Source organism: Flavobacterium gawalongense (genome assembly GCF_007097265.1).
Classification (GTDB): Bacteria; Bacteroidota; Bacteroidia; order Flavobacteriales; family Flavobacteriaceae; genus Flavobacterium; species Flavobacterium gawalongense.
The window spans coordinates 1-26,615 of sequence record NZ_VJZP01000020.1 but is presented as its reverse complement, the minus strand read 5'-3'; the positions used below and the strand labels follow the sequence as shown (position 1 = coordinate 26,615).

Sequence of the window (26,615 nt, the reverse complement as noted above, 5' to 3'; positions counted from 1 at the left end):
TTTTTTGTTATGGCAGATAATAATATTAAAAAGTGGTATGTAGTTAGAGCGGTAAGCGGACAAGAAAATAAAGTGAAAGCATACATCGAAACCGAAATCGCAAGATTAGGAATGGGTGATTATGTTTCGCAAGTTCTGGTTCCTACTGAGAAAGTAGTTACTGTAAAAGAAGGAAAAAAAATAATCAAGGATAAAGTTTATTTTCCTGGTTATGTTATGATTGAAGCAAATCTAATAGGTGAAATACCTCATATTATTAAGTCTATAACAAGTGTTATTGGTTTTTTAGGTGAAATCAAAGGCGGTGAGCCTGTGCCATTAAGACTTTCTGAAGTTAACAGAATGTTAGGTAAAGTAGATGAGTTGGCTGTAAATACAGATACTCGTTCTATACCTTTCAATATTGGTGAGACTATTAAAGTTGTTGATGGGCCTTTCAATGGTTTCAATGGAACAGTTGAAAAAATAAATGAAGAAAAGCGTAAACTAGAAGTTATGGTGAAAATTTTCGGAAGAAAAACACCATTGGAGTTAAGTTTTATGCAAGTTGAAAAAGTATAATTTTTTGTTACATCTATAATATCCATTACAATCGCTTCCAATGATTGTAGTGTTAAATTTTTTAAAAAATGGCTAAAGAAATTAGTAAAGTAGTTAAACTACAAGTTAAGGGAGGTGCTGCGAACCCGTCGCCACCGGTTGGACCTGCTTTAGGAGCTGCTGGGGTAAACATCATGGAATTCTGTAAGCAATTTAATGCTAGAACTCAAGATAAGCCCGGCAAAATATGCCCAGTACAAATTACTGTGTATAAAGACAAATCTTTTGATTTTGTTGTAAAAACTCCTCCTGCAGCCGTTCAGTTAATGGAAGCTGCAAAGCTAAAATCTGGTTCTGGTGAGCCTAATCGTAAAAAAGTAGCTAGTGTTACTTGGGAACAAATTAGAGCTATTGCTGAAGACAAGATGCCAGACTTAAATGCATTCACTATGGAGTCTGCAATGAGTATGGTTGCTGGAACAGCTAGATCTATGGGTATAACTGTATCAGGAGACGCTCCTTTTTAATTAAGAGAAAGACATGGCAAAATTGACAAAAAAGCAAAAAGAGGCTGCTTCAAAAATTGAAAAGAACAAACTATATTCTCTTAAAGATGCTGCGGCATTGATAAAAGTAGTTGCTTCTGCAAAATTTGATGAGTCTGTTGATATCGCAGTTCGTTTGGGCGTAGATCCAAGAAAAGCGAATCAAATGGTTAGAGGTGTGGTGACATTACCTCATGGAACTGGTAAAGACGTTAAAGTATTAGCATTGGTTACTCCAGATAAAGAAGCGGAAGCTTTAGCAGCTGGTGCAGACTATGTAGGTCTTGACGATTATTTACAAAAAATTAAAGACGGTTGGACAGATGTTGATGTAATTATCACAATGCCTTCTGTTATGGGTAAATTAGGTCCATTAGGTCGTATTTTAGGACCTAGAGGTTTAATGCCAAACCCTAAAACAGGTACTGTAACTATGGATGTTGCAAAAGCTGTTCAAGAGGTTAAAGCTGGTAAAATTGACTTTAAAGTTGATAAAACTGGTATTGTGCATGCAGGAATTGGTAAAATTTCATTTGGAACTGAGCAAATTGTTGACAATGCACACGAAATTATTCAAACATTAATCAAACTTAAACCAACTGCTGCTAAAGGAACATACATCAAAAGTATTTACCTAACTAGCACTATGAGTCCTGCAATTGCTTTGGACCCTAAAGCAGTATAATTGGTAGTTAAAAATTTTTAGTATGACTAGAGAAGAAAAATCAATCGCGATTGAAGTTTTAACTGCACAGTTAGCTGGTACAAACATTGTTTATGTATCTGATATTTCTGGACTGAATGCAGAAACAACTTCAAACTTGAGAAGAGCTTGCTTTAAAGCAGGTATAAAATTAGAAGTAGTTAAAAACACTTTGCTTGCAAAAGCAATGGAAGCTTCAGCTAATGATTATGGAGATTTACCTTCAGTTTTGACTGGTAATAGCGCTATATTCATTTCTGACATAGCAAACGCTCCTGGTAAGATAATAAAAGATTTCAGAAAAAAATCAGCTAAACCTGTATTAAAAGGAGCTTATATTAACGCTGAAATTTATATTGGAGACGATCAATTAGATGCATTAGCAACTATTAAATCTAAAGAAGAGCTTATTGGCGAACTTATTGGATTATTGCAGTCACCAGCACAAAGAGTTATTTCTGCTCTTCAAAACCAATTCGCAAAAAGCGAAGAGGCTACAGAAGAAGTGGAAGCATAATGAAAATAGGGTCTTACTCTAATTTTATTAAAAAAAACGCGCACAATAAATAAATTATATTTTTACAAATCATTTTAAAACGATAGAAAAAATGGCAGATTTGAAACAATTCGCAGAACAATTAGTTAACCTAACAGTAAAAGAAGTTAACGAATTAGCAACAATATTAAAAGACGAGTACGGTATCGAACCAGCTGCTGCTGCAGTAGTAGTTTCAGGTGGTGGAGACGCTGCTGTTGAAGATGTTCAAACTGAATTTACAGTTGTATTAAAAGAAGCTGGTGCTTCTAAATTAGCTGTTGTAAAATTAGTAAAAGAACTTACAGGTTTAGGTTTGAAAGAAGCTAAAGATGTAGTAGATAGCGCACCAAGCAACGTTAAAGAAGGTGTTTCTAAAGAAGAAGCTGAAGGGCTTAAAAAATCTTTAGAAGAAGCTGGAGCTGTAGTTGAGCTTAAATAGTTAAACTCGGTTTTGAGAACTAGGTTTAGGTCTTGGATACACATCCAAAGACCTAAACCATTTTTCGTATAATAAATTTATACGTTTATTTTACTTTTTTTTTAATCAAAATTTTGTCCATTGATGATAACAAATCAGACTGAAAGATTGAATTTTGCCTCAACAAAAAATATTCCTGATTATCCGGATTTTCTAGATGTTCAGGTTAAATCGTTTAAAGATTTTTTTCAATTAGAAACTAAATCTGACGAAAGAGGCGACGAAGGGCTTTACAATACCTTCATGGAAAATTTCCCAATTACTGATACAAGAAATAACTTCGTATTGGAATTCCTTGATTATTTTGTAGATCCACCACGTTACACAATTCAAGAATGTATAGAAAGAGGTCTTACTTATAGTGTGCCCTTAAAAGCAAGGTTAAAACTATATTGTACAGATCCAGAACACGAAGATTTTGAAACAATTGTTCAGGATGTATATCTTGGTACAATTCCTTATATGACACCAAGCGGTACCTTTGTTATTAATGGTGCTGAGCGTGTAGTTGTATCTCAATTACACAGATCGCCGGGTGTTTTCTTTGGTCAATCATTCCATGCAAATGGTACAAAATTGTATTCTGCCAGAGTAATTCCTTTTAAAGGTTCTTGGATAGAATTTTCTACAGATATTAATAGCGTAATGTATGCTTATATCGATAGAAAGAAAAAATTACCAGTTACCACTCTTTTTAGAGCAATTGGTTTTGAAAGAGATAAAGATATTCTAGAAATTTTTGATCTTGCTGAAGAAATTAAGGTTTCTAAAACAGGTCTTAAAAAATATGTCGGTAGAAAATTAGCTGCCCGTGTATTGAATACATGGCATGAAGATTTCGTAGATGAAGATACTGGTGAAGTAGTTTCTATCGAACGTAACGAAATAATCCTTGATAGAGATACAATTATCGACAAAGATAATGTGGAGGAAATCATCGATTCTAACGTTAAATCTATTTTGTTGCATAAAGAAGATGCTAATCAAGGTGATTATGCCATCATTCACAATACGTTACAAAAAGATCCAACAAACTCTGAAAAAGAAGCTGTTGAGCATATTTACAGACAATTGCGTAACGCAGAACCGCCTGATGAAGAAACTGCTCGTGGTATTATAGATAAATTATTCTTCTCTGACCAACGTTACAACTTAGGTGAAGTAGGTCGTTATAGAATGAACAAAAAACTTGGTTTAGATATTCCAATGGAAAAGCAAGTGCTTACCAAAGAAGATATCATTACCATTGTAAAATATTTGATTGAATTGATCAACTCTAAAGCGGAGATTGATGATATTGATCACTTATCAAACCGTCGTGTTAGAACAGTTGGAGAACAATTGTCTCAACAATTCGGTGTTGGTTTAGCTCGTATGGCTAGAACTATTAGAGAGCGTATGAACGTTAGAGATAACGAGGTGTTTACACCAATAGATTTGATTAATGCTAAAACATTATCATCTGTTATCAACTCTTTCTTTGGAACAAACCAGTTGTCTCAGTTTATGGATCAAACGAATCCACTTGCCGAGATTACACACAAAAGAAGATTATCTGCACTAGGACCGGGTGGACTTTCGAGAGAAAGAGCAGGTTTTGAGGTACGTGACGTTCACTATACGCATTACGGACGTTTATGTCCAATTGAAACTCCTGAGGGACCAAACATTGGTTTGATATCTTCTCTTGGTGTTTATGCTAAAGTAAATGGAATGGGTTTCATCGAAACACCTTACCGTAAAGTAACTAACGGAACCGTAGATTTAGAGTCTACTCCGGTTTACTTAAGCGCAGAAGAAGAAGAAGGAATGATGATTGCTCAGGCAAATATCCAAATGGATGCTACCGGAAAAATTACTGCCGAAGACGTAATTGCGCGTCAAGAAGGTGATTTCCCAGTAATTGAACCAACGCGAGTTGATTATACTGATGTTGCTCCAAATCAAATTGCGTCTATTTCAGCTTCTTTGATTCCTTTCTTAGAACATGATGATGCGAATAGAGCCCTGATGGGATCTAACATGATGCGTCAGGCCGTACCGTTAATTCGTCCTGAAGCTCCAATTGTTGGAACTGGTTTAGAGCGTCAAGTGGCTTCTGATTCAAGAGTGTTGATTAATGCTGAAGGAGATGGAGTTATTGAATATGTAGATGCCAATATCATCACTATCAAATACGATCGTTCTGAGGAAGAAAGAATGGTAAGTTTTGAGCCAGATGAAAAAACATACAATCTAATCAAATTTAGAAAAACGAATCAAGGAACAAGTATCAACTTGAAACCTATCGTAAGAAAAGGAGACAGAGTGGTTCTTGGTCAGGTATTATCGGAAGGATATGCGACTCAAAATGGTGAATTAGCTTTAGGTCGTAACCTAAAAGTGGCCTTTATGCCATGGAAAGGATACAACTTCGAGGATGCGATTGTAATTTCTGAAAAAGTAGTTCGTGACGATATTTTCACCTCTATTCACGTTGATGATTATTCATTAGAAGTGAGAGATACTAAATTAGGTAACGAAGAATTAACAAACGATATACCAAACGTTTCTGAAGAAGCTACTAAAGATTTAGATGAAAACGGAATGATCAGAATTGGAGCCGAGGTTAAACCTGGTGACATTCTTATCGGAAAAATTACTCCAAAGGGGGAATCGGATCCTACTCCGGAAGAGAAATTGCTTCGTGCAATCTTCGGGGATAAAGCAGGTGATGTAAAAGATGCTTCATTGAAAGCTTCTCCTTCTTTGCATGGTGTTGTTTTAGACAAAAAATTGTTCGCAAGAGCAGTAAAAGATAAACGCAAACGTACGCAGGACAAAGATGCTTTAGGCGCTTTAGAAATGGAATTCGAAACTAAATTCGTTGAATTAAAAGACAAATTAGTAGAGAAACTTTTCTTAATCGTTAACGGAAAAACATCTCAAGGTGTAATGAATGATTTGGGTGAAGAAGTTTTACCAAAAGGTAAAAAATACACTCAAAAAATGCTTTATGCAGTTGAAGATTTTGCTCACTTAAGTAAAGGTCAATGGGTTGCTGATGATGCAACTAATAAAATGGTTAATGATTTAATTCATAACTATAAAATTAAATTGAACGATTTACAAGGGGCATTACGTAGAGAGAAATTCACTATTACTGTTGGAGATGAATTGCCAGCAGGAATCTTGAAATTAGCGAAAGTATATATTGCCAAAAAACGTAAACTGAAAGTTGGGGATAAAATGGCGGGACGTCACGGTAACAAAGGTATTGTTGCTCGTATCGTTCGTCATGAAGATATGCCTTTCCTTGAAGATGGAACTCCAGTTGATATCGTGTTGAACCCACTTGGTGTACCTTCACGTATGAACATTGGTCAAATTTATGAAACTGTTCTTGGTTGGGCAGGACAAAACTTGGGTAGAAAATTTGCTACACCAATTTTTGACGGAGCAACTCTTGATCAAATCAATGAATTGACTGATGAAGCTGGAATACCACGTTTTGGACATACACATTTATATGATGGTGGTACAGGAGAACGTTTCCATCAAGCAGCAACAGTAGGAGTTATCTACATGTTGAAACTTGGACACATGGTTGACGATAAAATGCACGCACGTTCTATAGGTCCATACTCGTTGATTACGCAACAACCACTTGGAGGTAAAGCTCAATTTGGAGGTCAACGTTTTGGAGAGATGGAGGTTTGGGCACTTGAGGCTTATGGAGCATCAAGTACACTTAGAGAAATCTTGACTGTGAAGTCTGATGATGTTATCGGTAGAGCAAAAACTTACGAAGCAATCGTAAAAGGAGAATCTATGCCAGAACCAGGTTTACCGGAATCATTCAATGTATTGATGCATGAATTGAAAGGTCTTGGACTAGACATTCGTTTAGAAGAATAGTACTCAGTGATCAGTGATCAGTTGTCAGTTTCAAACTGAACACTGAACACTGATCACTTTTTTAAATTAGTTTTCAGGATTTATACCCGTAACCCGTTCCGATTTTTTATTTAGACCCAATAGGTTTTATAAATAGCACTTCAAAATTTTTATTTGAAGTTTAGAGAAGTAATTCGAGGTAGTAGTTTAATGATTTAAATCTTTTTTTGAGCGATTCGCTTAATAGTTAAAAGTAATCATAAATCTAAAATCAATTTTTAATTGCAAATAAATCAATAGTAAAAACTATGATGAATAATAGAAATAATAAAGATAAAAACCCAATAAAAAGGTTTAATAAAATCTCAATAGGACTTGCTTCTCCTGAATCTATCTTGAAAGAATCAAGAGGTGAAGTATTGAAGCCGGAAACTATCAACTATAGAACGCACAAGCCAGAGCGTGATGGACTTTTCTGTGAACGTATTTTCGGACCGGTAAAAGATTTTGAATGTGCTTGTGGTAAATATAAAAGAATACGTTACAAAGGAATCATCTGTGACCGTTGTGGTGTTGAAGTTACGGAGAAAAAAGTACGTAGAGACAGAGTAGGTCATATCAATCTTGTTGTGCCAATTGCTCATATCTGGTATTTCCGTTCTCTTCCAAACAAAATTGGTTATATCCTTGGTCTTCCATCTAAGAAATTAGATATGATTATTTACTACGAAAGATACGTAGTAATCCAAGCAGGTATTGCTAAAAATGCAGAAGGTGAATCTTTGCAAAGACTAGACTTTTTGACAGAAGAAGAATATTTAAATATTTTAGATACACTTCCTGCTGACAATCAGTATCTTGATGATTTTGATCCTAATAAATTTGTTGCCAAAATGGGAGCAGAGTGTATTATGGATTTATTAGCAAGAATAGATCTTGATGCATTGTCTTACCAATTAAGACATAACGCTAACAACGAAACGTCTAAACAACGTAAAACGGAAGCGTTAAAAAGATTACAAGTTGTTGAATCTTTCCGTGAGTCTAACTTAAACCGTGAGAATCGTCCAGAATGGATGATTATGAAAGTGGTACCAGTTATTCCACCAGAATTACGTCCACTTGTGCCTCTTGATGGAGGTCGTTTTGCAACTTCAGATTTAAATGATTTATACCGTCGTGTAATTATACGTAACAACCGTTTGAAAAGATTAATGGAGATTAAAGCTCCAGAAGTTATCTTAAGAAACGAAAAACGTATGTTGCAGGAATCTGTAGATTCACTTTTCGATAATACGCGTAAAGCTTCTGCAGTAAAAACAGAATCAAATAGACCATTAAAATCATTATCTGATTCCCTTAAAGGTAAACAAGGGCGTTTCCGTCAAAATTTACTTGGAAAACGTGTGGATTATTCTGCTCGTTCGGTAATTGTTGTTGGACCTGAATTGAAATTATCTGAATGTGGTATCCCAAAAGATATGGCAGCAGAATTGTACAAACCTTTCGTTATCCGTAAATTGATAGAAAGAGGAATTGTAAAAACGGTTAAATCAGCTAAGAAAATAATAGATAAGAAAGAGCCTGTAGTTTGGGATATCCTTGAAAATGTAATCAAAGGTCACCCAATATTACTGAATCGTGCTCCTACTTTGCACAGATTAGGTATCCAAGCATTCCAACCAAAATTAATTGAAGGAAAAGCAATCCAATTGCACCCTTTAGTTTGTACTGCATTTAATGCGGATTTTGATGGGGATCAAATGGCAGTTCACTTACCATTAGGACCAGAAGCTATTTTGGAAGCACAACTATTAATGTTGGGTTCTCACAATATTCTGAACCCTGCAAATGGAGCTCCAATTACGGTACCTTCTCAAGATATGGTTTTGGGTCTATATTATATGACCAAAGAACGTTTGTCTACTCCTGAGCTTAAAATTTTAGGAGAAGGAATCACTTTTTATTCTGCTGAAGAAGTAAATATTGCTTTGAATGAAGGTAGATTAGAATTGAATGCTTCTGTGAAAATTAGAGCAAAAGATTTTAATGAAGCAGGTGAGTTGGTTTACCAAATCATCAAAACAACTGCTGGTCGTGTATTATTTAATGAAGTAGTACCGGAAGCAGCTGGATATATCAATGATGTATTGACTAAGAAAAACCTTAGAGACATTATTGGGCACGTTTTAAGTTCTACTGATGTACCTACAACTGCGGCTTTCTTGGATAACATGAAAGACATGGGTTACAAATTTGCCTTCAAAGGTGGTTTGTCATTCTCTCTTGGAGATATTAGAATTCCAGATCAAAAACCAAAATTAATTGCAGACGCCAGAGAACAAGTTCAAGGTATTTCTGCTAATTATAACATGGGTCTTATCACTAATAACGAACGTTACAACCAAGTTATTGATGTATGGACTTCAGCGAATGCTCAACTTACAGAGTTAGCAATGAAAAACATTAGAGAAGACCAACAAGGTTTCAACTCAGTGTATATGATGCTTGATTCTGGAGCGAGGGGTTCCAAAGAACAAATTCGTCAGTTAACCGGTATGCGTGGTTTGATGGCCAAGCCAAAAAAATCTACTGCTGGTGGTGGTGAAATTATTGAAAACCCGATTCTTTCTAACTTTAAAGAAGGTCTTTCTATCCTTGAGTACTTTATCTCTACTCACGGTGCGCGTAAAGGTCTTGCGGATACAGCTTTGAAAACGGCCGATGCAGGATATTTAACAAGAAGATTGCATGATGTATCTCAAGATGTTATTGTTAATATCGAAGATTGTGGTACATTAAGAGGTGTTGAAGTTTCAGCATTGAAAAAGAATGAGGAAATAGTTGAATCTCTTGGAGAAAGAATTTTAGGACGTGTTGTATTACAAGACTTAATTAATCCTTTAACCAGTGAAGTTTTAGTTAGATCTGGACAGCAAATCACTGAAGTTATAATGAAAGCAATTGATGCTTCTCCTATCGAGAAAGTTGAAGTTCGTTCTCCATTGACTTGTGAAGCGTTGAAAGGTATTTGTGCAAAATGTTACGGTAGAAATTTAGCTACTGGTAAAATGACACAAAGAGGTGAAGCAGTTGGTGTTATTGCAGCACAATCTATTGGAGAACCTGGTACACAGTTAACATTACGTACATTCCACGTTGGTGGGGTTGCGGGTGGTATATCTGAAGAGTCTAGTATTGTTACCAAATTTAATGGTAAACTAGAAATAGAAGATTTAAAAACGGTTAAAGGGGAAGATAGTGAAGGTAATGCAGTTGATATTGTAGTATCTCGTTCATCTGAATTGAAATTAATCGATGAAAGAACTGGTATCTTATTAAGTACAAATAATATTCCTTACGGTTCTAGTATCTTCGTTAAAGACGGTCAGTCTGTTGTTAAAGGAGACGTGATTTGTAAATGGGATCCATATAATGGAGTTATCGTTTCTGAGTTTACTGGTAAAATTGCTTACGAAGATTTAGAGCAAGGTCAATCATTCATGGTTGAAATTGATGAGCAAACTGGTTTCCAAGAAAAAGTAATTTCTGAATCTAGAGCTAAAAAATTAATTCCAACTTTATTGGTTTACGGTAAAGACAATGAATTAATTCGTTCTTATAACTTACCAGTTGGAGCCCACTTGATGGTTGAAAACGGTGAGAAAATTAAAGCAGGTAAAGTATTGGTAAAAATTCCACGTCGTTCTTCTAAATCAGGAGATATTACAGGAGGTTTACCTAGAATTACAGAGTTGTTAGAAGCTCGTAATCCTTCAAACCCAGCTGTTGTTTCTGAAATCGATGGTGTTGTTTCTTTTGGAAAAATCAAAAGAGGAAACCGTGAGATTGTTATCGAATCTAAATTTGGGGATGTTAGAAAATACTTGGTTAAATTATCAAGCCAAATTCTAGTTCAAGAAAATGACTTCGTAAGAGCAGGGGTGCCTTTATCTGATGGTGCAATTACTCCGGACGATATTTTAAGAATCCAAGGACCAGCAGCTGTTCAACAGTATTTGGTTAATGAAATTCAAGAAGTATACCGTTTACAAGGGGTAAAAATCAACGACAAACATTTTGAAGTAGTAATACGTCAAATGATGCGTAAAGTAAGAGTGCAAGATCCAGGTGATACTTTATTCTTAGAAGATCAATTAATTCACACTAAAGACTTTATCGTTCAAAATGATAACTTATATGGTATGAAAGTAGTTGAAGATGCTGGAGATTCTAGTGCTTTAAAAGAAGGACAAATTATTACGCCTCGTGAGTTGCGTGATGAAAACTCTCTTTTGAAACGTACAGATAAAAATCTTGTTGTAGCTCGTGATGTTGTTACTGCAACTGCAACACCAGTTTTACAAGGTATTACAAGAGCATCACTTCAAACAAAATCGTTTATATCTGCCGCATCTTTCCAAGAAACGACTAAAGTATTGAACGAAGCTGCTGTTGCAGGTAAAATCGATTACTTAGAAGGATTGAAAGAAAATGTAATTGTAGGACATAGAATCCCTGCCGGAACAGGTATGAGAGAATATGACAATACGATTGTAGGTTCAAAAGAAGATTACAATGATATGATGGCTAACAAAGAGGAATATATTTATTAAGATATGAGTAATTCAAATCAACAACAAGAACAGATTAACATTGAGTTAGACGAAAAAATTGCCGAAGGAATTTATTCCAATTTGGCAATAATAAATCACTCTTCATCAGAGTTTGTTTTAGATTTTGTAAGCATCATGCCCGGTATTCCTAAAGCTAAGGTAAAATCAAGAATTGTCTTGACACCACAACATGCTAAAAGATTGTTGAAAGCAATTGGAGAAAACATTCACCGTTTTGAAGTCGCTAATGGCGAAATAAAAGACACTGAACAAGCACCAATTCCGCTTAATTTTGGTCCTGCGGGTCAAGCATAATATTCTTTAAAAAAGGCTCCAGAAATGGAGCCTTTTTTATTTTATCAAAATGTAAATTTGGATATTACTATTGTTTTTTTAAAATCAATAATAGGGAATTTATATGGTTTCTTCTTTTGTAGTCCCTATTGTCCTTGTTATAACACACAATTTTTATTTTTTAAATTTTATTTACAAATTGATAGTAACTGACCATTAAATCTCATGCATGAATAACAAATTTGTGCTTTAAACGATTATTAAGGTGCTTCATCGAAAATATTTTTTATTGAAAATTTAATGATTTAGTTTCGTCTAAGAATAAGGGAAACATCTTATTAAATTTAATAAAAACAAATTGTTATGAAATATTTTTCTTTAAAATCAAATAAAAAATCCGTTATGAACGGTGTCATTTTGTTTGTTTTTATTTTAGTATCAAATACTTCTGTTTTTGCTCAAGCTACAAAAAATGTGGTTGATATAACTACAATTGAAGTTAACGGTAATACAAAACAAGAAAATGTTTCAACAAGTACTTCTTCTAATAATATGAATTTTGTGCTTTGGTTCATGGGTTCAAAACAAGATCCTAACGGTACGATTTCAACAGAGGGAATGAACACAAAGAAACAAATTATGACTTCAGGAATGGCTCCAAATAGATTGTTAATTAAAGCTTTTTTGAAAAAAGCAGTAAATTTAGAGAGTTCATTAACTTAAGATTAAATTGATTTTTAACCCACATAAAAAAAACGCTAACTTTAATAAGTTAGCGTTTTTTTTATGTGTCCCGTCCTGAAATAGCGATACACAATTTAATTTGTCTAGCCTAAATAATTGATACAGTTAATAGACTAAAATAGTCATTAAAGATAATAATTTTAATTTGTTACTATAATTTAAATGATTTATAAAATTTAAAGTGGTAATTTTAGCTATATTTAGTTTGAAAAAGGGGTGTTGTAATATGAAAAAAAATTTTTTTGTTTGTTATTTAGTGTTGTTATCCATAGCTATTTGGTCTCAAAAACCAATTGAAAAGTATAGATTTGTTAATATAAAAGAAAGCATTTCCCAAATTGGCGTACCTACAATAATTCAAGACCATTACGGTTTTATTTGGCTTGGTACCGGTGGAGCTGGATTAAATAAATTTGACGGTAGTGATTACAAGACATATAAATTTAAACCAAACGATCCTACCTCATTAAGTAATAATACTATCAATTGTTCTTATCTTGACAATAAGAACAGATTATGGTTTGGTACAGACGAAGGACTCAACTTATACGACTACAAGAATGATTGTTTTAAAAGAATTCTTTTATCTGAATTCAAAAAAGATAAAAGAAATGTAGTGGTTAAGAGTTTGATAGGAGATAAGAAGGGGAACTTATTTATTGGTACTTTAGAACTAGGATTATTCAAGATGGATTTAAATAATTTTAAGGTTGAAAAAATATTATGTCAAGAATCTAACTTAACTTCAACTATTACGATAAATGCGCTTAAGGTAAATTCTAAGGGAAAGGTATATGCTGGAACTGATAGAGGTCTTAAAGAGTTTGACGCTAAAACAAATACACTTAGACGTTCTGTTTTTAAAAATAAAGAAGGGATTAAGTCCATTAATGACCCTATTCAATGTTTATTAATAGAAAAAAATAATATATGGATTGGAACTATGTCTACAGGCTTATTTAAAATTAAGAGCAATGATAATAGTAAAGATCATCTATTAGAGATAAATCATTTTCAAATTTCACAAAATCGTCTTTTATCAATTATTAATTTACCCGACAAAACCTTAATGTGTGGTACGGAGAATGAAGGGTTATTTCATATTGATTCCAATGGGCAAATTTTAAATCATTATCTATCAAGCAAATCCGAAAGAAAAAACATTCTATCTAATTCTATTTGGTCTTTATTTTTGGATCGTAATGAACGTATATGGATGGGGTATTATAATGCAGGAATTGGTGTTTACGACAAGTTATATGATAAGTTTGAAAATCTAGAAAGTATACCTGGTATTCCTAATTCATTACAAATAAGCTCTGTTACTGCTATTGTAAAAGATCGTTTTAATAGATTTTGGATAGCTATGGATGGAGGAGGTATTGATGTTTTTGATCCTAAATCGAGTCAGTATACTCATATTGGTTCTACAGAAAATAAGGTGTTTTCGGGACTGACCAATAATTATGTTGAAGCATTACTTATTGACAGTAAACAAAATATATGGGCTGGTACTTGGAACGGAGGGGTATATTTTTTAAAGAATGGCGATAAAAAATTCATTAATTTCACTGTAAAGAATTCAGGTGGAGGTTTAACCTCCAATAATATTATAAGTATTACGGAAGATTTAGAAGGAACTATTTGGTTTGCTAGTCGGGATAAAGGTCTGCATTCGTTCAATCCGGATACAGGAAAATTTATAAATTACAGATCAGGGCCATTTTTAAAATATGGTATTTCAGATAGTTATGTGTCTAAAGTATTGGTTGATAAAAAAGGTAATCTTTGGGTAGCGACAACAAATATAGGTTTGTTTAAGATTAAAAAGTTAGCAGGGAATACGTTTTCTATTGTATCTATGGCTAATAGGATGTCTAAAGAATTTAAAAATTATGCGAAAGCTAACTTTATTTGGTCACTATATGAAGGAGAAGACGGTTCAATATGGATTGGAACAAAAGGTGCTGGTTTGTGTAAATACAGTGGTAAAACAGATAGTTTTAAATGGTATAACAAACTAAATGGTTTAGAAGCCGATAATATAGTGGGTATTATTGGAGATTTAGAAGGGAATATTTGGCTAAGTTCAAATTCAGGGGTTGCAAGATTAGACGTTAAAACCAATACGTTTACTAGGTTTACAAAAAATGATGGACTCCTTTCTAATGATTTTAACCGAAATGCTACTTTTAGAGATGAACAAGGAATCATTTATTTTGGTAATTATTTTGGATTAGATTATTTCAACCCTTCAAATATTATAGTTAATAATGTTTTACCATCGTTATATTTAACAGGCTTTAAGTTATTTAATAAAACGGTTACGACCAATCAGAAAGGGTCGCCCCTTCAAAGTGTTATTGGTGAAACGAAGAGTATTACTTTAAATAATACCCAATCTGTATTTACTATTGAATATACAGGCATTAACTATACAAGACCCGAAAAGAATCAATATGCTTATTATCTTGAAGGTTTAGAAAAATCATGGAATTATGTTGGTAGATTAAGAAGTGCCACTTATACAAATTTGGAACAGGGTAATTATATATTCAAATTAAAATCTGCCAATAGTGATGGTAAATGGAATAAAGAAATATTAGAACTAAAAATAACTGTTTTACCACCTTGGTGGAAGTCAAATATGGCTTTGTTCTCTTATGTTGTTTTGTTGCTTTTGGGGGGCTATTATTTTAATAAGATGATGCTTATTAGGTTGAATAAAAATAAAGAAATAATTCTAGAACAAAATAAAAGATTGCAAGAAAAGGCTTTAAATGAAAAAAAGTTTCAGTTTTTTACTAATATATCCCATGAATTAAGAACACCTCTTACCTTAATTATGAACTCTATTGACGATATTATTAGAGATGATACCTTAAACCTCGCAACACGAACAAAAGAAAAGCTTAATATTGTTCATAAAAACACCAATAGACTTTATAGGTTGATAAACGAGCTATTAGATTTTAAAAAACTTGAATCAAATAAATTAAAGGTTAAAGCTGTGAAATTAAATTTAGTGGATTTTATTAAAGATGTTGTAATCCATTTTAGAGAAGAATTATCTATCAAAGGAATAGAATTTGATCTAGATTCAGATGTAGCAGATCTATCAATTTGGAGTGATGCAGATATGTTGGAAAAGATTATTTTCAATATCCTATCAAATGCTATTAAGGTAACACCAAATGGTGGGACAATCAATATCAACCTTCAATCAACGGATAAGTTATTCCATTTACCTTTAGTAAGTAAAACTGAGGGGGTAAAAGCGGTAGAGATTATTGTTTCTGATACGGGGCCGGGCATTGAAAAAGGAGAAGTGGAAAAAATATTTGAGCGTTTTTATCAAGTTGAAAATTTAAATAAAAGTTATTACGGAGGTACAGGAATTGGTTTAGAATTGGTTCGAGATTTTGTTAGGTTACATAAAGGCGAAATTGAAGTTGACAGTAAAGTAGGAGAAGGAACTACTTTTACAATTATATTGCCAATGGGCAAGTCTCATTTTGATGATAATGAAATACTTTTAGATAGTATAGAGGTTCAAGTTAAAAAGAAACAAGCACTTACATATCTTGAAATAGAAAAGGGAATTGATATAGATGAAAATCTACATAAATATACATTGTTAATAGTAGAAGATAATTACGAACTTAGAGATTATTTAAAAAAAGAACTTGAAAATGAGTACAAGGTTTTAGTTGCTAATAATGGAAAAAGTGGAATTGATTTAGCTAATGAGTTCCTTCCGGATATTATATTAACAGATGTCATGATGCCAGAAATGGATGGGTTCGATTTTTGTAAAAATATAAAGAGAGATTTAAGAACAAGTCATATTCCTGTATTAATGCTTACTGCCAAAACTGAAATCGAAGATAGAATAGAAGGTATTGAAGTGGGTGCAGATGCTTATATGGTTAAACCTTTTGATATGAGGTTGTTAAGGTTGCGCTTGTCCCAGTTAATAACCAGCAGGCAGTTAATTTTTAATAAATATTTTAGTTTAATTAGTGAAGTGCCTGAGGGAATTAAAACATTATCCTTAGATAAAGAATTTATTGAGAAAGTGTTAAACTATATTAAAGAGAATATAAGTAATCCGGATTTAAATGTAGAATCACTTGCAACTCAATTAAAATTGAGTAGAAGCCAGTTTTATAGAAAAATTAAAGTGCTCACCAACCAGACCGCTAATGAGTTTTTAAGAAATGTTCGACTTCAAAAAGCAAAACAAATTTTAGAAAAGGACAATGTAAGTATAAGCGAAGTATGTTATAAAACTGGATTTTCTTCTCCTTCTTATTTTACAAAATGCTTTAAGAGTTACTTTGGAATATTACCTACAGATGTTAAAATCAAAAAAAACGAGCTCTGATGATTGGTTTAGTCGATTAGAAAATCAGTGTAGAATCCTCATTTTTAAACCCACCAAGTGCACTATTCCAAAAAGTGTGTAAGTTGAAATGGATATGTAATAAAAACGACGCTCTCCCCAAAAGTGTGTAAGTTAAAAAGTCAGGCTTCGATTTTATAATCGGAGCCTTTTTTTTTAATATAAGGGTAAATTGGTTTAAAACAATTCCCCAATTTTGAATGGGCATGGACTATTTTTTGGTTGCTTCTCTTAAAGCCAAAAAAATACTGATTTTAGAACTGCCTCATCCGTGGGGAATGACAATTTGTTTTTGGTGTATTTTCGGATTTTACCAGTAAGATTTTCAATTAAATTGTGGCATAAATGATTTTTCGGATTACAATTGGAAAGTCAAAAAATACCGCTAGCTCCTCCCGGTTATCGTGCCAGGATTTGAGAGCATAAAAATATTTATTTTCCCATTTGTCGGTAAAATCTTTTAAAGCCAGCTCTGCGGCTTGTTTGGTTGGTTGGAGCGTATGATAGTTTCATATCGGCAGTAAATTGCTTACGGTCCTTCCAAGCAATGTGTTTACAAACGTTTCTAATTTGATGAACCACGCATATTTGTGTTTGGGATTTCGGAAAAACACTTCTGTCTTCAACAACACAAGCTTTTAAATCGGTTAAGATACTCATCCAAAAACTGCTGCTTTCGTATTTGCCGAGCCGCATCCCCAAATCTTCTTTTTTATCCTTTTCTGTTGGGGCCTAAGGTTAAAAAGATGGTTTTGTTGATGACTTTTGAGCCTTCTCTAACTTTAAAAACAATGCCATCCATCCAAACCAATTAATTAAAGGTCTTCTAATGGTTTATTGGATATGTAAATAAATCAATTATAGGATCGAAATATCATAGAAGGTCGTTTGCAAAGGGATATTTTATAGTTAAAATGGAATTTAAGACTATAAAAATTGTTGCATCGTTTATAAAAATATCGCTTAAAGGTTAATTAAATGCGTAATAGCTTTAAAAATTATAGTCTTTGCTTTAAAATTGATATTTAAATTCTTGTATTTTCTTTTGATTTGTCAAACTATGGAATTTAAATTTTCTAAATTGAATTAATTTGTTGAAATACTACTATTTAGATGCTCTCATTGCACTTTTTAATTATTCACATTGATCCTTTTTTTTAAATTAAATCTCATAGTGCTAAAACTAACCAAAAAAAATATTTTATGAAAAACAAACTGCTAAAAAAACTAATACTTCCAGTATTCTTATTATTTGGAAGTATTATTTATGCTCAATCAGTATCGGGTACTGTATCCGATAAAACAGGTCCTATTCCAGGTGTTAATGTATCGGTTAAAGGTACTGCTGTAGGAACACAAACAGATTTTAATGGGGCTTTTAAAATCAATGCTAAGAATGGAGATGTTTTAGTCTTCACTTTTGTAGGTTTTAAATCCCAAGAGATTAATTACAAAGGGAAATCTCCAATTAATGTATTGTTGGAAGATGATTCAGCTGAATTAAATGAAGTAGTAGTTGTCGGTTATGGTACTAAAAAGAAAAGTTTAGTAACAGGGGCAATTTCTAGTATTAGTTCTGCTGATATTCAAAATTCTTCATCAGCACGTGTTGAGTCCGTGTTACAGGGTAAAACATCAGGTGTTACCGTTGTTTCTTCTTCTGGGGCCCCAGGTTCTGGTTCTAAAGTTAGAATTAGAGGCGCTGGTTCTAATGGAAATTCAGATCCATTATATATTGTTGATGGAATGAAAGTAAGTTCTATAGATAATATTTCTCCAAATGACATTGCTAACATGGAGGTTTTAAAAGATGCAGCATCTTCTGCAATTTATGGTACACAAGGAGCAAATGGAGTTATCATTATTACAACTAAACAAGGTAAGCCTGGAGAAGCAGTAGTTAGTTACAGCACGCAATTAGGAACTCAATCAGTTAGGACTGGTATGAAGTTGATGAATGCGTCTCAATTTGTAACCTATTTCCAAGAGGCAGGAAGAACCCATGTAGTTGATAACGGTGTTAATACAAATTGGATAGATGAAATTTTTCAAAATGCATCTACACAAAGGCATGATTTAAGTATCTCTGGAGCTAACGAGAAAACGTCTTACTATTTTTCAAGCTCATATATGGATCAAGATGGAGTTGTTGGAGAGAATTCAAACTATAAAAGATTTACAGGAAGACTTAATCTTAAAAGTCAAGTCAATAATTGGCTAGAAATAGGTTCTAATATAACCTATTCAAATATAGGGTCTTCACCAATTGCTGAAGATGATTCAACACGTGGAGTTGTAACTAATGCTTTAGTTATAGATCCATTAACGCCAGTAATTTATACAGGAACTTTACCACAAAGAGCTTTAGATGGAGTAGCTGCAGGAACAGCTATGACAGATAGTAAAGGGAATGTTTACGGATACCCAACTTATGCAACGGGTGAGGCTGTCAACCCTGTGGCATCTGCAAATTTCAGATTTAGAGGAGGTATTGATACGGATAAAATTTTAACATCGGTGTATTCTAAATTGAATTTAGCAGAAGGTTTATCATTTACGTCTAGATTCGGATATGAAAGAACAAATACGTTTGATAATAGATGGAGTCCTATTTGGGTTGTATCGTCAGAAGCTCAAAATTCTACTGTAACATTAACCAATCAGATTTCAAGAAGTTCAAAATGGTTATGGGAAAATTTTGCGAGCTACACTAAAGAATTTGGAAATCATAATATAACAGGATTATTGGGGTATTCATCTGAGAAAACTAAGAGTCCATTTTATTCTTTACGCGGATCGGAAATTCATGATCAAACAGACCAATTTGCATACTTTGACTATGCAAACCGAGATAATGATGTAATTGGTGGTAGTATTGTTGAAAAAAAAGGAAGCTCAGTTTTTGGAAGAATTTCATATGATTATATGGGTAAATATTTATTAGAAGGCTCGTTGCGTAACGATACCTCTAGTTATTTTCCGACTTCAAAAAAATCGGGGTTATTCCCTGCAGCTTCTGCAGGTTGGTTAGTATCTAAAGAAAATTTTTGGGGAGAAGGCTCGAAAATTGATTATTTAAAACTACGAACTAGTTGGGGACAAAATGGTAGTGATAACAATTTAAGTACTTACATAAGCAGCTTAATATTTCAAACTGTTGCAACAGAAGTCGCTACAACAGTTCCAGTTGTTTACGAAGGCGTAAGTGGTATTACTCCGGGGAATTTACCAAATGCTAATTTAGAATGGGAACGTTCTGAACAATTGGATTTAGGTTTTGATTTACGAGCATTAAATAGTAGGCTAAATTTTTCAGCTGACTATTATGTTAAAACAACTAAAAATTTACTTCTTGTAAATGGAAATATCATTGCACCTCCATCTTTAGGTGTAGGAGTTCCTTCTATTAATGCTGGAACAGTAGAAAATAAAGGGTTTGAATTTGAAATGGGGTACAGTGATAAAACAGTGGGTGGTTTTAGTTATGGTATAGACCTTAATTTGTCAACCTTGCATAATGAAGTTACCGAAATTAATTATGTAGGTGATAATGGTTTTATAATAGGCGCACTTGCACCACAAAACAATGACGGTGTAACTCGTTTTCAAAAAGGATTACCATTATGGTATTTCTATGGATACAAAACTGACGGTATAGATCCTGCAACAGGAAAAATAAATATTGTAGACACCGATGGTGTATCTGGAATTACATCAAACGATAAAACAAAAATCGGTTCTCCTCACCCTGATATTCTTTATGGAGGAAATATTCAATTTGGATATAAAGGTATTGATTTAAACATTAGATTTCAAGGTACGCAAGGGAATGATATTTTTGAAGCTTACCACCAGACTTCAAGACCGATCACCAATAAACCAATTGAATTTTTTACAGGTAGATGGCAACAGGCAGGAGATATTGCGTCTTATCCTGCTGCGCAATATGCAACATCTGCATATGATACTGATTTAATAGTAAAAGATGGTTCTTATATGAGAATTAAACAAATTCAATTAGGATATAATTTCTCTAGTGAAGTTTCTAATAAATTGAAATTGAAAAAACTAAGAACTTATGTGTCTTTAGACGACTATTTTACCTTTACTAAATATAATGGTTTGGATCCTGAAGCAGGAAGTTTTTCTGATAATAGTATAGGGGTAGATAGAGGATTTTATCCAATAGCTGCTAAAATATTACTTGGTTTATCACTTGAATTTTAATAAAATAAAACATTAAATATGAAAAAAATAATATGTAGTGTTATGGTTATATTTTTTATGACTGTATCATGTAGTTCAGATTTTACGGAGGTTGCTCCGGTAGGTGTGCTGGAGAGTACAACTTTCTTTAATAGTGAAAGTAATACGGAAGAAGCTTTAATTGGATTGTATGACCTTGTACAATTTAATAATAATGCGGCCTTTCATTCAGCTTTTTTTATTAAAGTACTGCCAGGTGATGAGGCTAATGCCGGTGGTGGTAATGCAACAGATCAAAAACAATTACAAGAAATTGATGATTATGCAAATATATCTATTTCTAATCCCTCTTTGGAAGCTGTTTGGAATAAGGAATATAAAACAATTGCACTTGCAAACACTATTATAGAGAACGTTGAAGCAGGAAACTTAAGCAATAAGACCTTTGCAATTGCTGAAGCAAAGTTTATGAGAGCTTGGTGTTATTTTGAGCTAACTACTATGTGGGGTGATGTGCCTTTGCGTTTAGAAAATCCCACAACAATTAGCGCTGAAGCTTTTGCTAAACCAAAAAGTACAAGAGCAGAAATTTATACTCAAATAAAAGCTGATTTAACTGATGCTATTGCTGGTTTGCCGGATAAAACCGCGGTTAAACATAATTTTAGAGTTTCAAAAGGGGCTGCTCAAGCATTATTAGGGAAAGTGTTGGTTTTTGAAGGAAAAACGCTAGAAGCAATTCCTTATTTAAAAGCTGTAATAGATAATCCCGCTCATGGTTTAGAATCAGACGTTTCAAAAGTTTGGTTAAAAGATTCAGAATTTGGAAAAGAGTCTTTATTCGAAGTAGGTTTTATTACTACAAAAGGTTACGATTGGAGTAATCAAACTATTGGTGGTCGTTTTGAAAGTAACATATTTATACAATTAATGGGTGCTCGTGGTGATGGTTACTTTAATTTGACAGGTACTGGATTGAGAAATGGATGGGGCTTTAACTTGCCAACAGCAAAAATATTAAATGCTTTTGATACTGCAGGAGATGTAAATCGTAAAGCAGCTACAGTAATGAGTGAAGCGGAACTTAATGCATTTGGGGGAAGTTTAACTGGCACCCCTTGGGACTATGAAGGAGGTATCAGAACAAAATATGCTGCACGTACTTCAGAAACAAGCAGTGGTGGTGTTGCAGCATTAAATTATGGTACAAACTTGAGATTATTTAGATATGCTGAAGTATTGTTGCTTGCAGCCGAAGCTTATAATAAGGAAGGTCAAGATGACAAAGCGAGAATAGAATTAAACAAAATTAGAAATAGAGCTGGATTAGCTGATGTGTCTTCGTCCTTAACAGGTGCGAATTTGTTTAACGCTATTGTAAATGAAAAATTCTTGGAGTTAGCTTTTGAAGGACAGCGTTTTTGGGATTTAGTTAGATGGGGAAGAGCTACTGCAGAGTTATCAAGTAAAGGATATACTTCTAAAAATAATTTATATCCAATTCCTGCATCAGAAATTGCTAAAAATAAAGCGCTAACAAGTGCAGATCAAAATCCAGGTTATTAATATAATTTGTTAAGTTTGTTTGTTAATGGTGGCTGCCCGAAAAGTGATTTTCGGGCAGTTTTTTTATAAAATGGTTGGATTTTGTATTTTTAGGCATTATAAAAACTGAGAATGCAAGCTGTATTTAAATCCCATTCTGTTCATCAATAAATATTTTTTTTATTTAGATTTAAATGTTTTAATTCCAGAAAATCATTCGGCAAGACTGATAAATTCTGTAGTTGAAAAAATAGAGATTCCTGATATTATTTCACAATACAAAGGCGGAGACATATCGAGTTGTTTCCTAAAATGAAGATAAAAATACAATTTTAAAGAGGCTGTCTATTTTTGGACAGCCTCTTTAAAATTGTACTTTTATTTTTTATTAACCCGGTATCACTTTCTCAGGAATAGACATTTTTTTTATAAGTACCTTAATCAAATTCCGAAGTGAAATATAATTTAACGTTTGGATATTTATTCTGTGTCATTTGAATGGTAAAATCTGAATCAGCTAGAAATACCAATTGCCCGTATTTATCATGTGCTAAGAATTTTTGTTTAATCCTTCTAAATTCTTTAAACTCATCACTTTTTGGATCATTTGGCTTCACCCAACATGCTTTGTGAACCGGGAAATTTTCATACGTACATTTTGCGCCGTATTCATGCTCTAAGCGATATTGAATAACCTCATATTGAAGCGCACCAACAGTTCCAATAATTTTTCTGTTGTTCATTTCCAGTGTAAATAACTGCGCGACACCTTCGTCCATCAACTGATCAATTCCTTTGTCAAGTTGTTTGGCTTTCATAGGATCAGCATTATTAATATATCTGAAATGCTCTGGAGAGAAACTTGGTATTCCTTTGAAACTCATGATTTCCCCTTCTGTCAAAGTATCTCCAATTTTGAAATTTCCAGTATCATGCAAACCTACAATATCGCCAGGGTAAGAGATGTCTACGATTTCTTTCTTTTCGGCAAAGAAAGCATTCGGACTGGAGAATTTTAAATTCTTTTTTTGACGAACGTGATAATAGGGTTTGTTTCTTTCGAAAGTTCCCGAAACAATTTTTATAAAGGCCAAACGGTCTCTGTGTTTTGGATCCATATTGGCATGGATTTTAAAAACAAATCCAGTCATTTTTTCTTCTTTCGGATCAACTAATCGTGTTTCTGATTCTTTAGGTCTTGGTGATGGAGCAATTTCAACAAAACAATCCAATAATTCTCTTACTCCAAAATTATTTAATGCCGAACCAAAAAATACAGGTTGTAATTTCCCGTCTAAATAATCCTGACGATCAAATTTAGGATATACTTCATCTATCAGTTCTAATTCTTCACGTAGTTTATATGCTGGTTTTTCACCAATAATCTTTTCTAATTCTGGATTTTTAACATCTGAAAAAGCAATTGTTTCTTCGATATTCTTGCGGCTGTCACCACTAAATAAGTTGATGTTTTCTTCCCATAAATTATAAATTCCTTGAAAATCATAACCCATTCCTATAGGAAAACTTAGCGGAGTAACGGTTAAGCCCAGTTTTTGCTCCACTTCATCCATTAAGTCAAAAGCATCTTTTCCCTCTCTATCTAATTTATTAATAAATACGATAATTGGAATTTTACGCAATCTACAAACTGCTACTAATTTCTCTGTTTGTTCCTCAACACCTTTGGCAACGTCAATTACAACAATAACGCTGTCAACAGCTGTTAAGGTTCTAAAAGTGTCCTCAGCAAAATCCTTGTGTCCGGGAGTATCGAGTATGTTTATTTTTTTGTCTTTATAATTGAATGCCAAAACGGATGTGGAAACCGAAATTCCTCTTTGGCGTTCAATTTCCATAAAGTCACTGGTAGCACCTTTCTTGATTTTGTTGTTTTTTACAGCACCCGCTTCTTGAATAGCACCACCAAAAAGGAGGAGTTTCTCTGTAAGTGTTGTTTTTCCGGCATCAGGATGTGAGATAATCCCGAAAGTTCTTCTGCGTTGTATTTCTTCTAAAAAGCCCATATTTATATAAATAGCTTGCAAAAGTACTATTTATAAATGCCAATTAAAAAAATAGTATACTCTTAATTGATTATGTGAATTATGAGAATGGTTTTCTGGTAAATTTTGAATCAATATTGGAATTACTAAAGATTGAATGACTGATAAAAAAGAAGGCTGTCTTTTCGGACAGCCTCTAGAGTATTTATATTTTACATGTTAATCGACCAAACGGAGTATCCATTTGGAGGGCACTGAATTTTTACCCATGTGTCTCCTTGCGTTGTAGGAAACCAAGTTGAATTACCTGTAAAATCTTTGATTTGGGCATTAGCCCAGTTCGTCTGAATCCATCTTTCTTGCCAAGTTGATGAGTTATTAATATAAACTATTAATCCTGGATTTCCATTATAGCCATTTCTTCTGGCGATATATTCATCGGTACCGGTATATAAAATAGAAGTGGTTCCTGTAGCTTTGTTATTGTGAATCCAAATTAGGTTGTTCATTTTTGTTTTATTCAACCATTCTTCATAATCTCTGTAGAAAATAGTAGGATACCCTTCATGCGTTAAAATATAAGCATAGGCTAACTCTTTTTTCCAAATTTCATCGGTGTCGTGGTTGGTAACGAAAGTAACCGCTTTGTACGGGTTTCTTTTCCACATCATGTCATCATTCAAAAGATTAAGGTTGTTTCCGTCAAATGCGTCGTTCATTTTATAATAACAAGCAAAATCAAAAACTGAACTATTGGCATTATTCGCCCACCATTCCAATGTGTTTACGTTTGAATCCCAATATTCTCCAACAGAGAAGCCGCCAACATTGGTATTCCAATCCTTCACTACCCAAGGACCAAAACCTTTTACGTAGTCAAATCTTCAGCCATCAAAATGCATGGTGTTTTTATAATATTTTCCCACGCCATCTGCTCTTTTCCAAAGCCAATCTTGTACATTTGGTACAACATGCGCTAAGTCTGGAAATCCTCCAAAAGCTCCTTCGTCATTATTGGCATAGGAGTTTTTATAAAAATCAGCGCTGGTTCTAGGGAATTTTCCTGAAGCTACACCAGTAAAATTTGTCCAAGTTTGTGTTCCTGTAAAGGGATTGTTTTCTAATTGGCCGCCACTATTGTGATTAATTACAATATCAGCATATACTTGCATGTTTTCAGTATGTACTTTGGTTATCAGACTTTCCAATTCGGTACGGGAACCAAATCTGGTTTCTACAGAACCATTTTGATTGTAATCACCAAAATCAAAATAATCAGTAGGATCATATCCCATGGAAAATGCTCCATTTTGTGCTTTTGATACTGGAGGAAGCCAAATAGATCCAATACCTGCATTCGACCATTCCGTTACTTTGGTATTGATGGTATTCCACCAGTTTCCACCTGCTGGGACATCCCAGTAGAAAGCCTGCATCATAACGCCTCCCCCAGGATTTGCGACATACTTTCCTGTGACAGAAGTGGTCGTTTTTCCAGTGTTGAATGGATGTCCATCATGATGGGTTACGTCAATTACTTTGAATTGTGAGGCTGCTGCTGCGGAATCGGTTGCCAGATCGTCATTTGAATTACACGAGTACAAGCCAACGAGTAAAGCGGATAATAGATAAATTTTAAAATTTTGGTTTTTCATAAAATGAATAATTTAGGTTAGATATAGGTTAGATAATAGTAGCAATTAAAAATAGAATGCGATTTAAATTCTAGGGTTGATTTTTTGTTTATCTGCTTGTTGTGAAATTTGAAATGAATTTTGTTTTTATTAAAATCGAAATAAATGAATTAAAAAAATAACATAAATTTATTTTTATACTCATTTTTTATATAAAATGGCACTTTTTTAGCTAATTTATGCAAATTCTTACGCGACCCACATGGGAGCTCTTTTAATTCTTTGCGAAAACGTTGTAGTGTTGAAAACTTTTTGAATACGGTCCTTAAAATGAGAATTTTAGTAGCTTTTTGAGGTCATTGTTTAATCATTTTTTCTGTATTAAATAAAATATGACTATCCGTAATGCGGACTAAAATCATTTCGAATATAATTTTCGTCGTTTGTACATTTATAAAGCATAAATATTAGCCCACAGATTGTAC

At 33.5% G+C, this 26,615-nt stretch carries 13 protein-coding genes and 2 pseudogenes; 12 read left to right on the top strand and 3 right to left on the bottom strand.

The window, feature by feature from the left end; all coding sequences use genetic code 11:
- The first annotated feature begins 9 nt into the window (after window positions 1–9).
- The 10 genes from nusG (at window position 10) to FNW38_RS11165 (ending at window position 16,721) form a co-directional block, all read left to right on the top strand.
- Complete coding sequence (gene nusG / locus FNW38_RS11210; RefSeq protein ID WP_039109060.1) at window positions 10–561, top strand: transcription termination/antitermination protein NusG; 552 nt, start codon at window positions 10–12, stop codon at window positions 559–561.
- Between the two features lie 68 nt (window positions 562–629).
- Window positions 630–1,067, top strand: a complete 438-nt coding sequence (rplK, locus tag FNW38_RS11205) for a 50S ribosomal protein L11 (RefSeq protein WP_066082293.1) — start codon at window positions 630–632, stop codon at window positions 1,065–1,067.
- A 13-nt stretch (window positions 1,068–1,080) separates the two neighbouring features.
- Window positions 1,081–1,770: a 50S ribosomal protein L1 gene (rplA, locus tag FNW38_RS11200; protein ID WP_143386190.1), complete on the top strand. Its 690-nt coding sequence runs from the start codon at window positions 1,081–1,083 to the stop codon at window positions 1,768–1,770.
- 22 nt (window positions 1,771–1,792) lie between these two features.
- The gene (gene rplJ / locus FNW38_RS11195) at window positions 1,793–2,305 is read left to right on the top strand and encodes a 50S ribosomal protein L10 (protein WP_073203487.1); all 513 of its coding nucleotides are present in this window, start codon (window positions 1,793–1,795) and stop codon (window positions 2,303–2,305) included.
- 91 nt (window positions 2,306–2,396) lie between these two features.
- Window positions 2,397–2,765 carry a 50S ribosomal protein L7/L12 gene (gene rplL, locus FNW38_RS11190; protein WP_143386191.1) on the top strand — a complete coding sequence of 123 codons (369 nt, stop codon included), beginning with the start codon at window positions 2,397–2,399 and terminating at the stop codon, window positions 2,763–2,765.
- A 123-nt stretch (window positions 2,766–2,888) separates the two neighbouring features.
- Complete coding sequence (gene rpoB / locus FNW38_RS11185; protein ID WP_143386192.1) at window positions 2,889–6,701, top strand: DNA-directed RNA polymerase subunit beta; 3,813 nt, start codon at window positions 2,889–2,891, stop codon at window positions 6,699–6,701.
- 287 nt (window positions 6,702–6,988) lie between these two features.
- Window positions 6,989–11,296 carry a DNA-directed RNA polymerase subunit beta' gene (gene rpoC, locus FNW38_RS11180; RefSeq protein WP_143386193.1) on the top strand — a complete coding sequence of 1,436 codons (4,308 nt, stop codon included), beginning with the start codon at window positions 6,989–6,991 and terminating at the stop codon, window positions 11,294–11,296.
- 3 nt (window positions 11,297–11,299) lie between these two features.
- Window positions 11,300–11,611 (top strand): DUF3467 domain-containing protein, encoded by a 312-nt coding sequence (locus FNW38_RS11175; protein WP_143386194.1) that lies wholly within the window; start codon window positions 11,300–11,302, stop codon window positions 11,609–11,611.
- Between the two features lie 342 nt (window positions 11,612–11,953).
- Complete coding sequence (locus FNW38_RS11170) at window positions 11,954–12,313, top strand: hypothetical protein (RefSeq protein ID WP_143386195.1); 360 nt, start codon at window positions 11,954–11,956, stop codon at window positions 12,311–12,313.
- 247 nt (window positions 12,314–12,560) lie between these two features.
- Entirely contained in the window at window positions 12,561–16,721 is a 4,161-nt protein-coding gene (locus FNW38_RS11165; protein ID WP_144064848.1) for a hybrid sensor histidine kinase/response regulator transcription factor, read from the top strand.
- A 157-nt stretch (window positions 16,722–16,878) separates the two neighbouring features.
- Here FNW38_RS11165 and FNW38_RS11160 read toward each other — a convergent pair.
- Window positions 16,879–17,550: pseudogene (locus FNW38_RS11160) on the bottom strand (IS256 family transposase); the annotation flags it as partial.
- A 392-nt stretch (window positions 17,551–17,942) separates the two neighbouring features.
- Here FNW38_RS11160 and FNW38_RS11155 point away from each other — a divergent pair.
- Together FNW38_RS11155 and FNW38_RS11150 are read left to right on the top strand one after the other, a co-directional pair.
- Window positions 17,943–20,966 (top strand): SusC/RagA family TonB-linked outer membrane protein, encoded by a 3,024-nt coding sequence (locus FNW38_RS11155; RefSeq protein WP_185963130.1) that lies wholly within the window; start codon window positions 17,943–17,945, stop codon window positions 20,964–20,966.
- An 18-nt stretch (window positions 20,967–20,984) separates the two neighbouring features.
- Window positions 20,985–22,511 carry a RagB/SusD family nutrient uptake outer membrane protein gene (locus FNW38_RS11150; RefSeq protein WP_143386197.1) on the top strand — a complete coding sequence of 509 codons (1,527 nt, stop codon included), beginning with the start codon at window positions 20,985–20,987 and terminating at the stop codon, window positions 22,509–22,511.
- Window positions 22,512–22,927: 416 nt separating this feature from the next.
- Here the strand turns inward: FNW38_RS11150 and FNW38_RS11145 are convergent, their stop codons facing one another.
- Together FNW38_RS11145 and FNW38_RS11140 are read right to left on the bottom strand one after the other, a co-directional pair.
- Complete coding sequence (locus FNW38_RS11145; RefSeq protein WP_143386198.1) at window positions 22,928–24,517, bottom strand: peptide chain release factor 3; 1,590 nt, start codon at window positions 24,515–24,517, stop codon at window positions 22,928–22,930.
- Window positions 24,518–24,708: 191 nt separating this feature from the next.
- Window positions 24,709–26,151: pseudogene (locus FNW38_RS11140) on the bottom strand (alpha-amylase).
- Window positions 26,152–26,615: the final 464 nt, after the last annotated feature.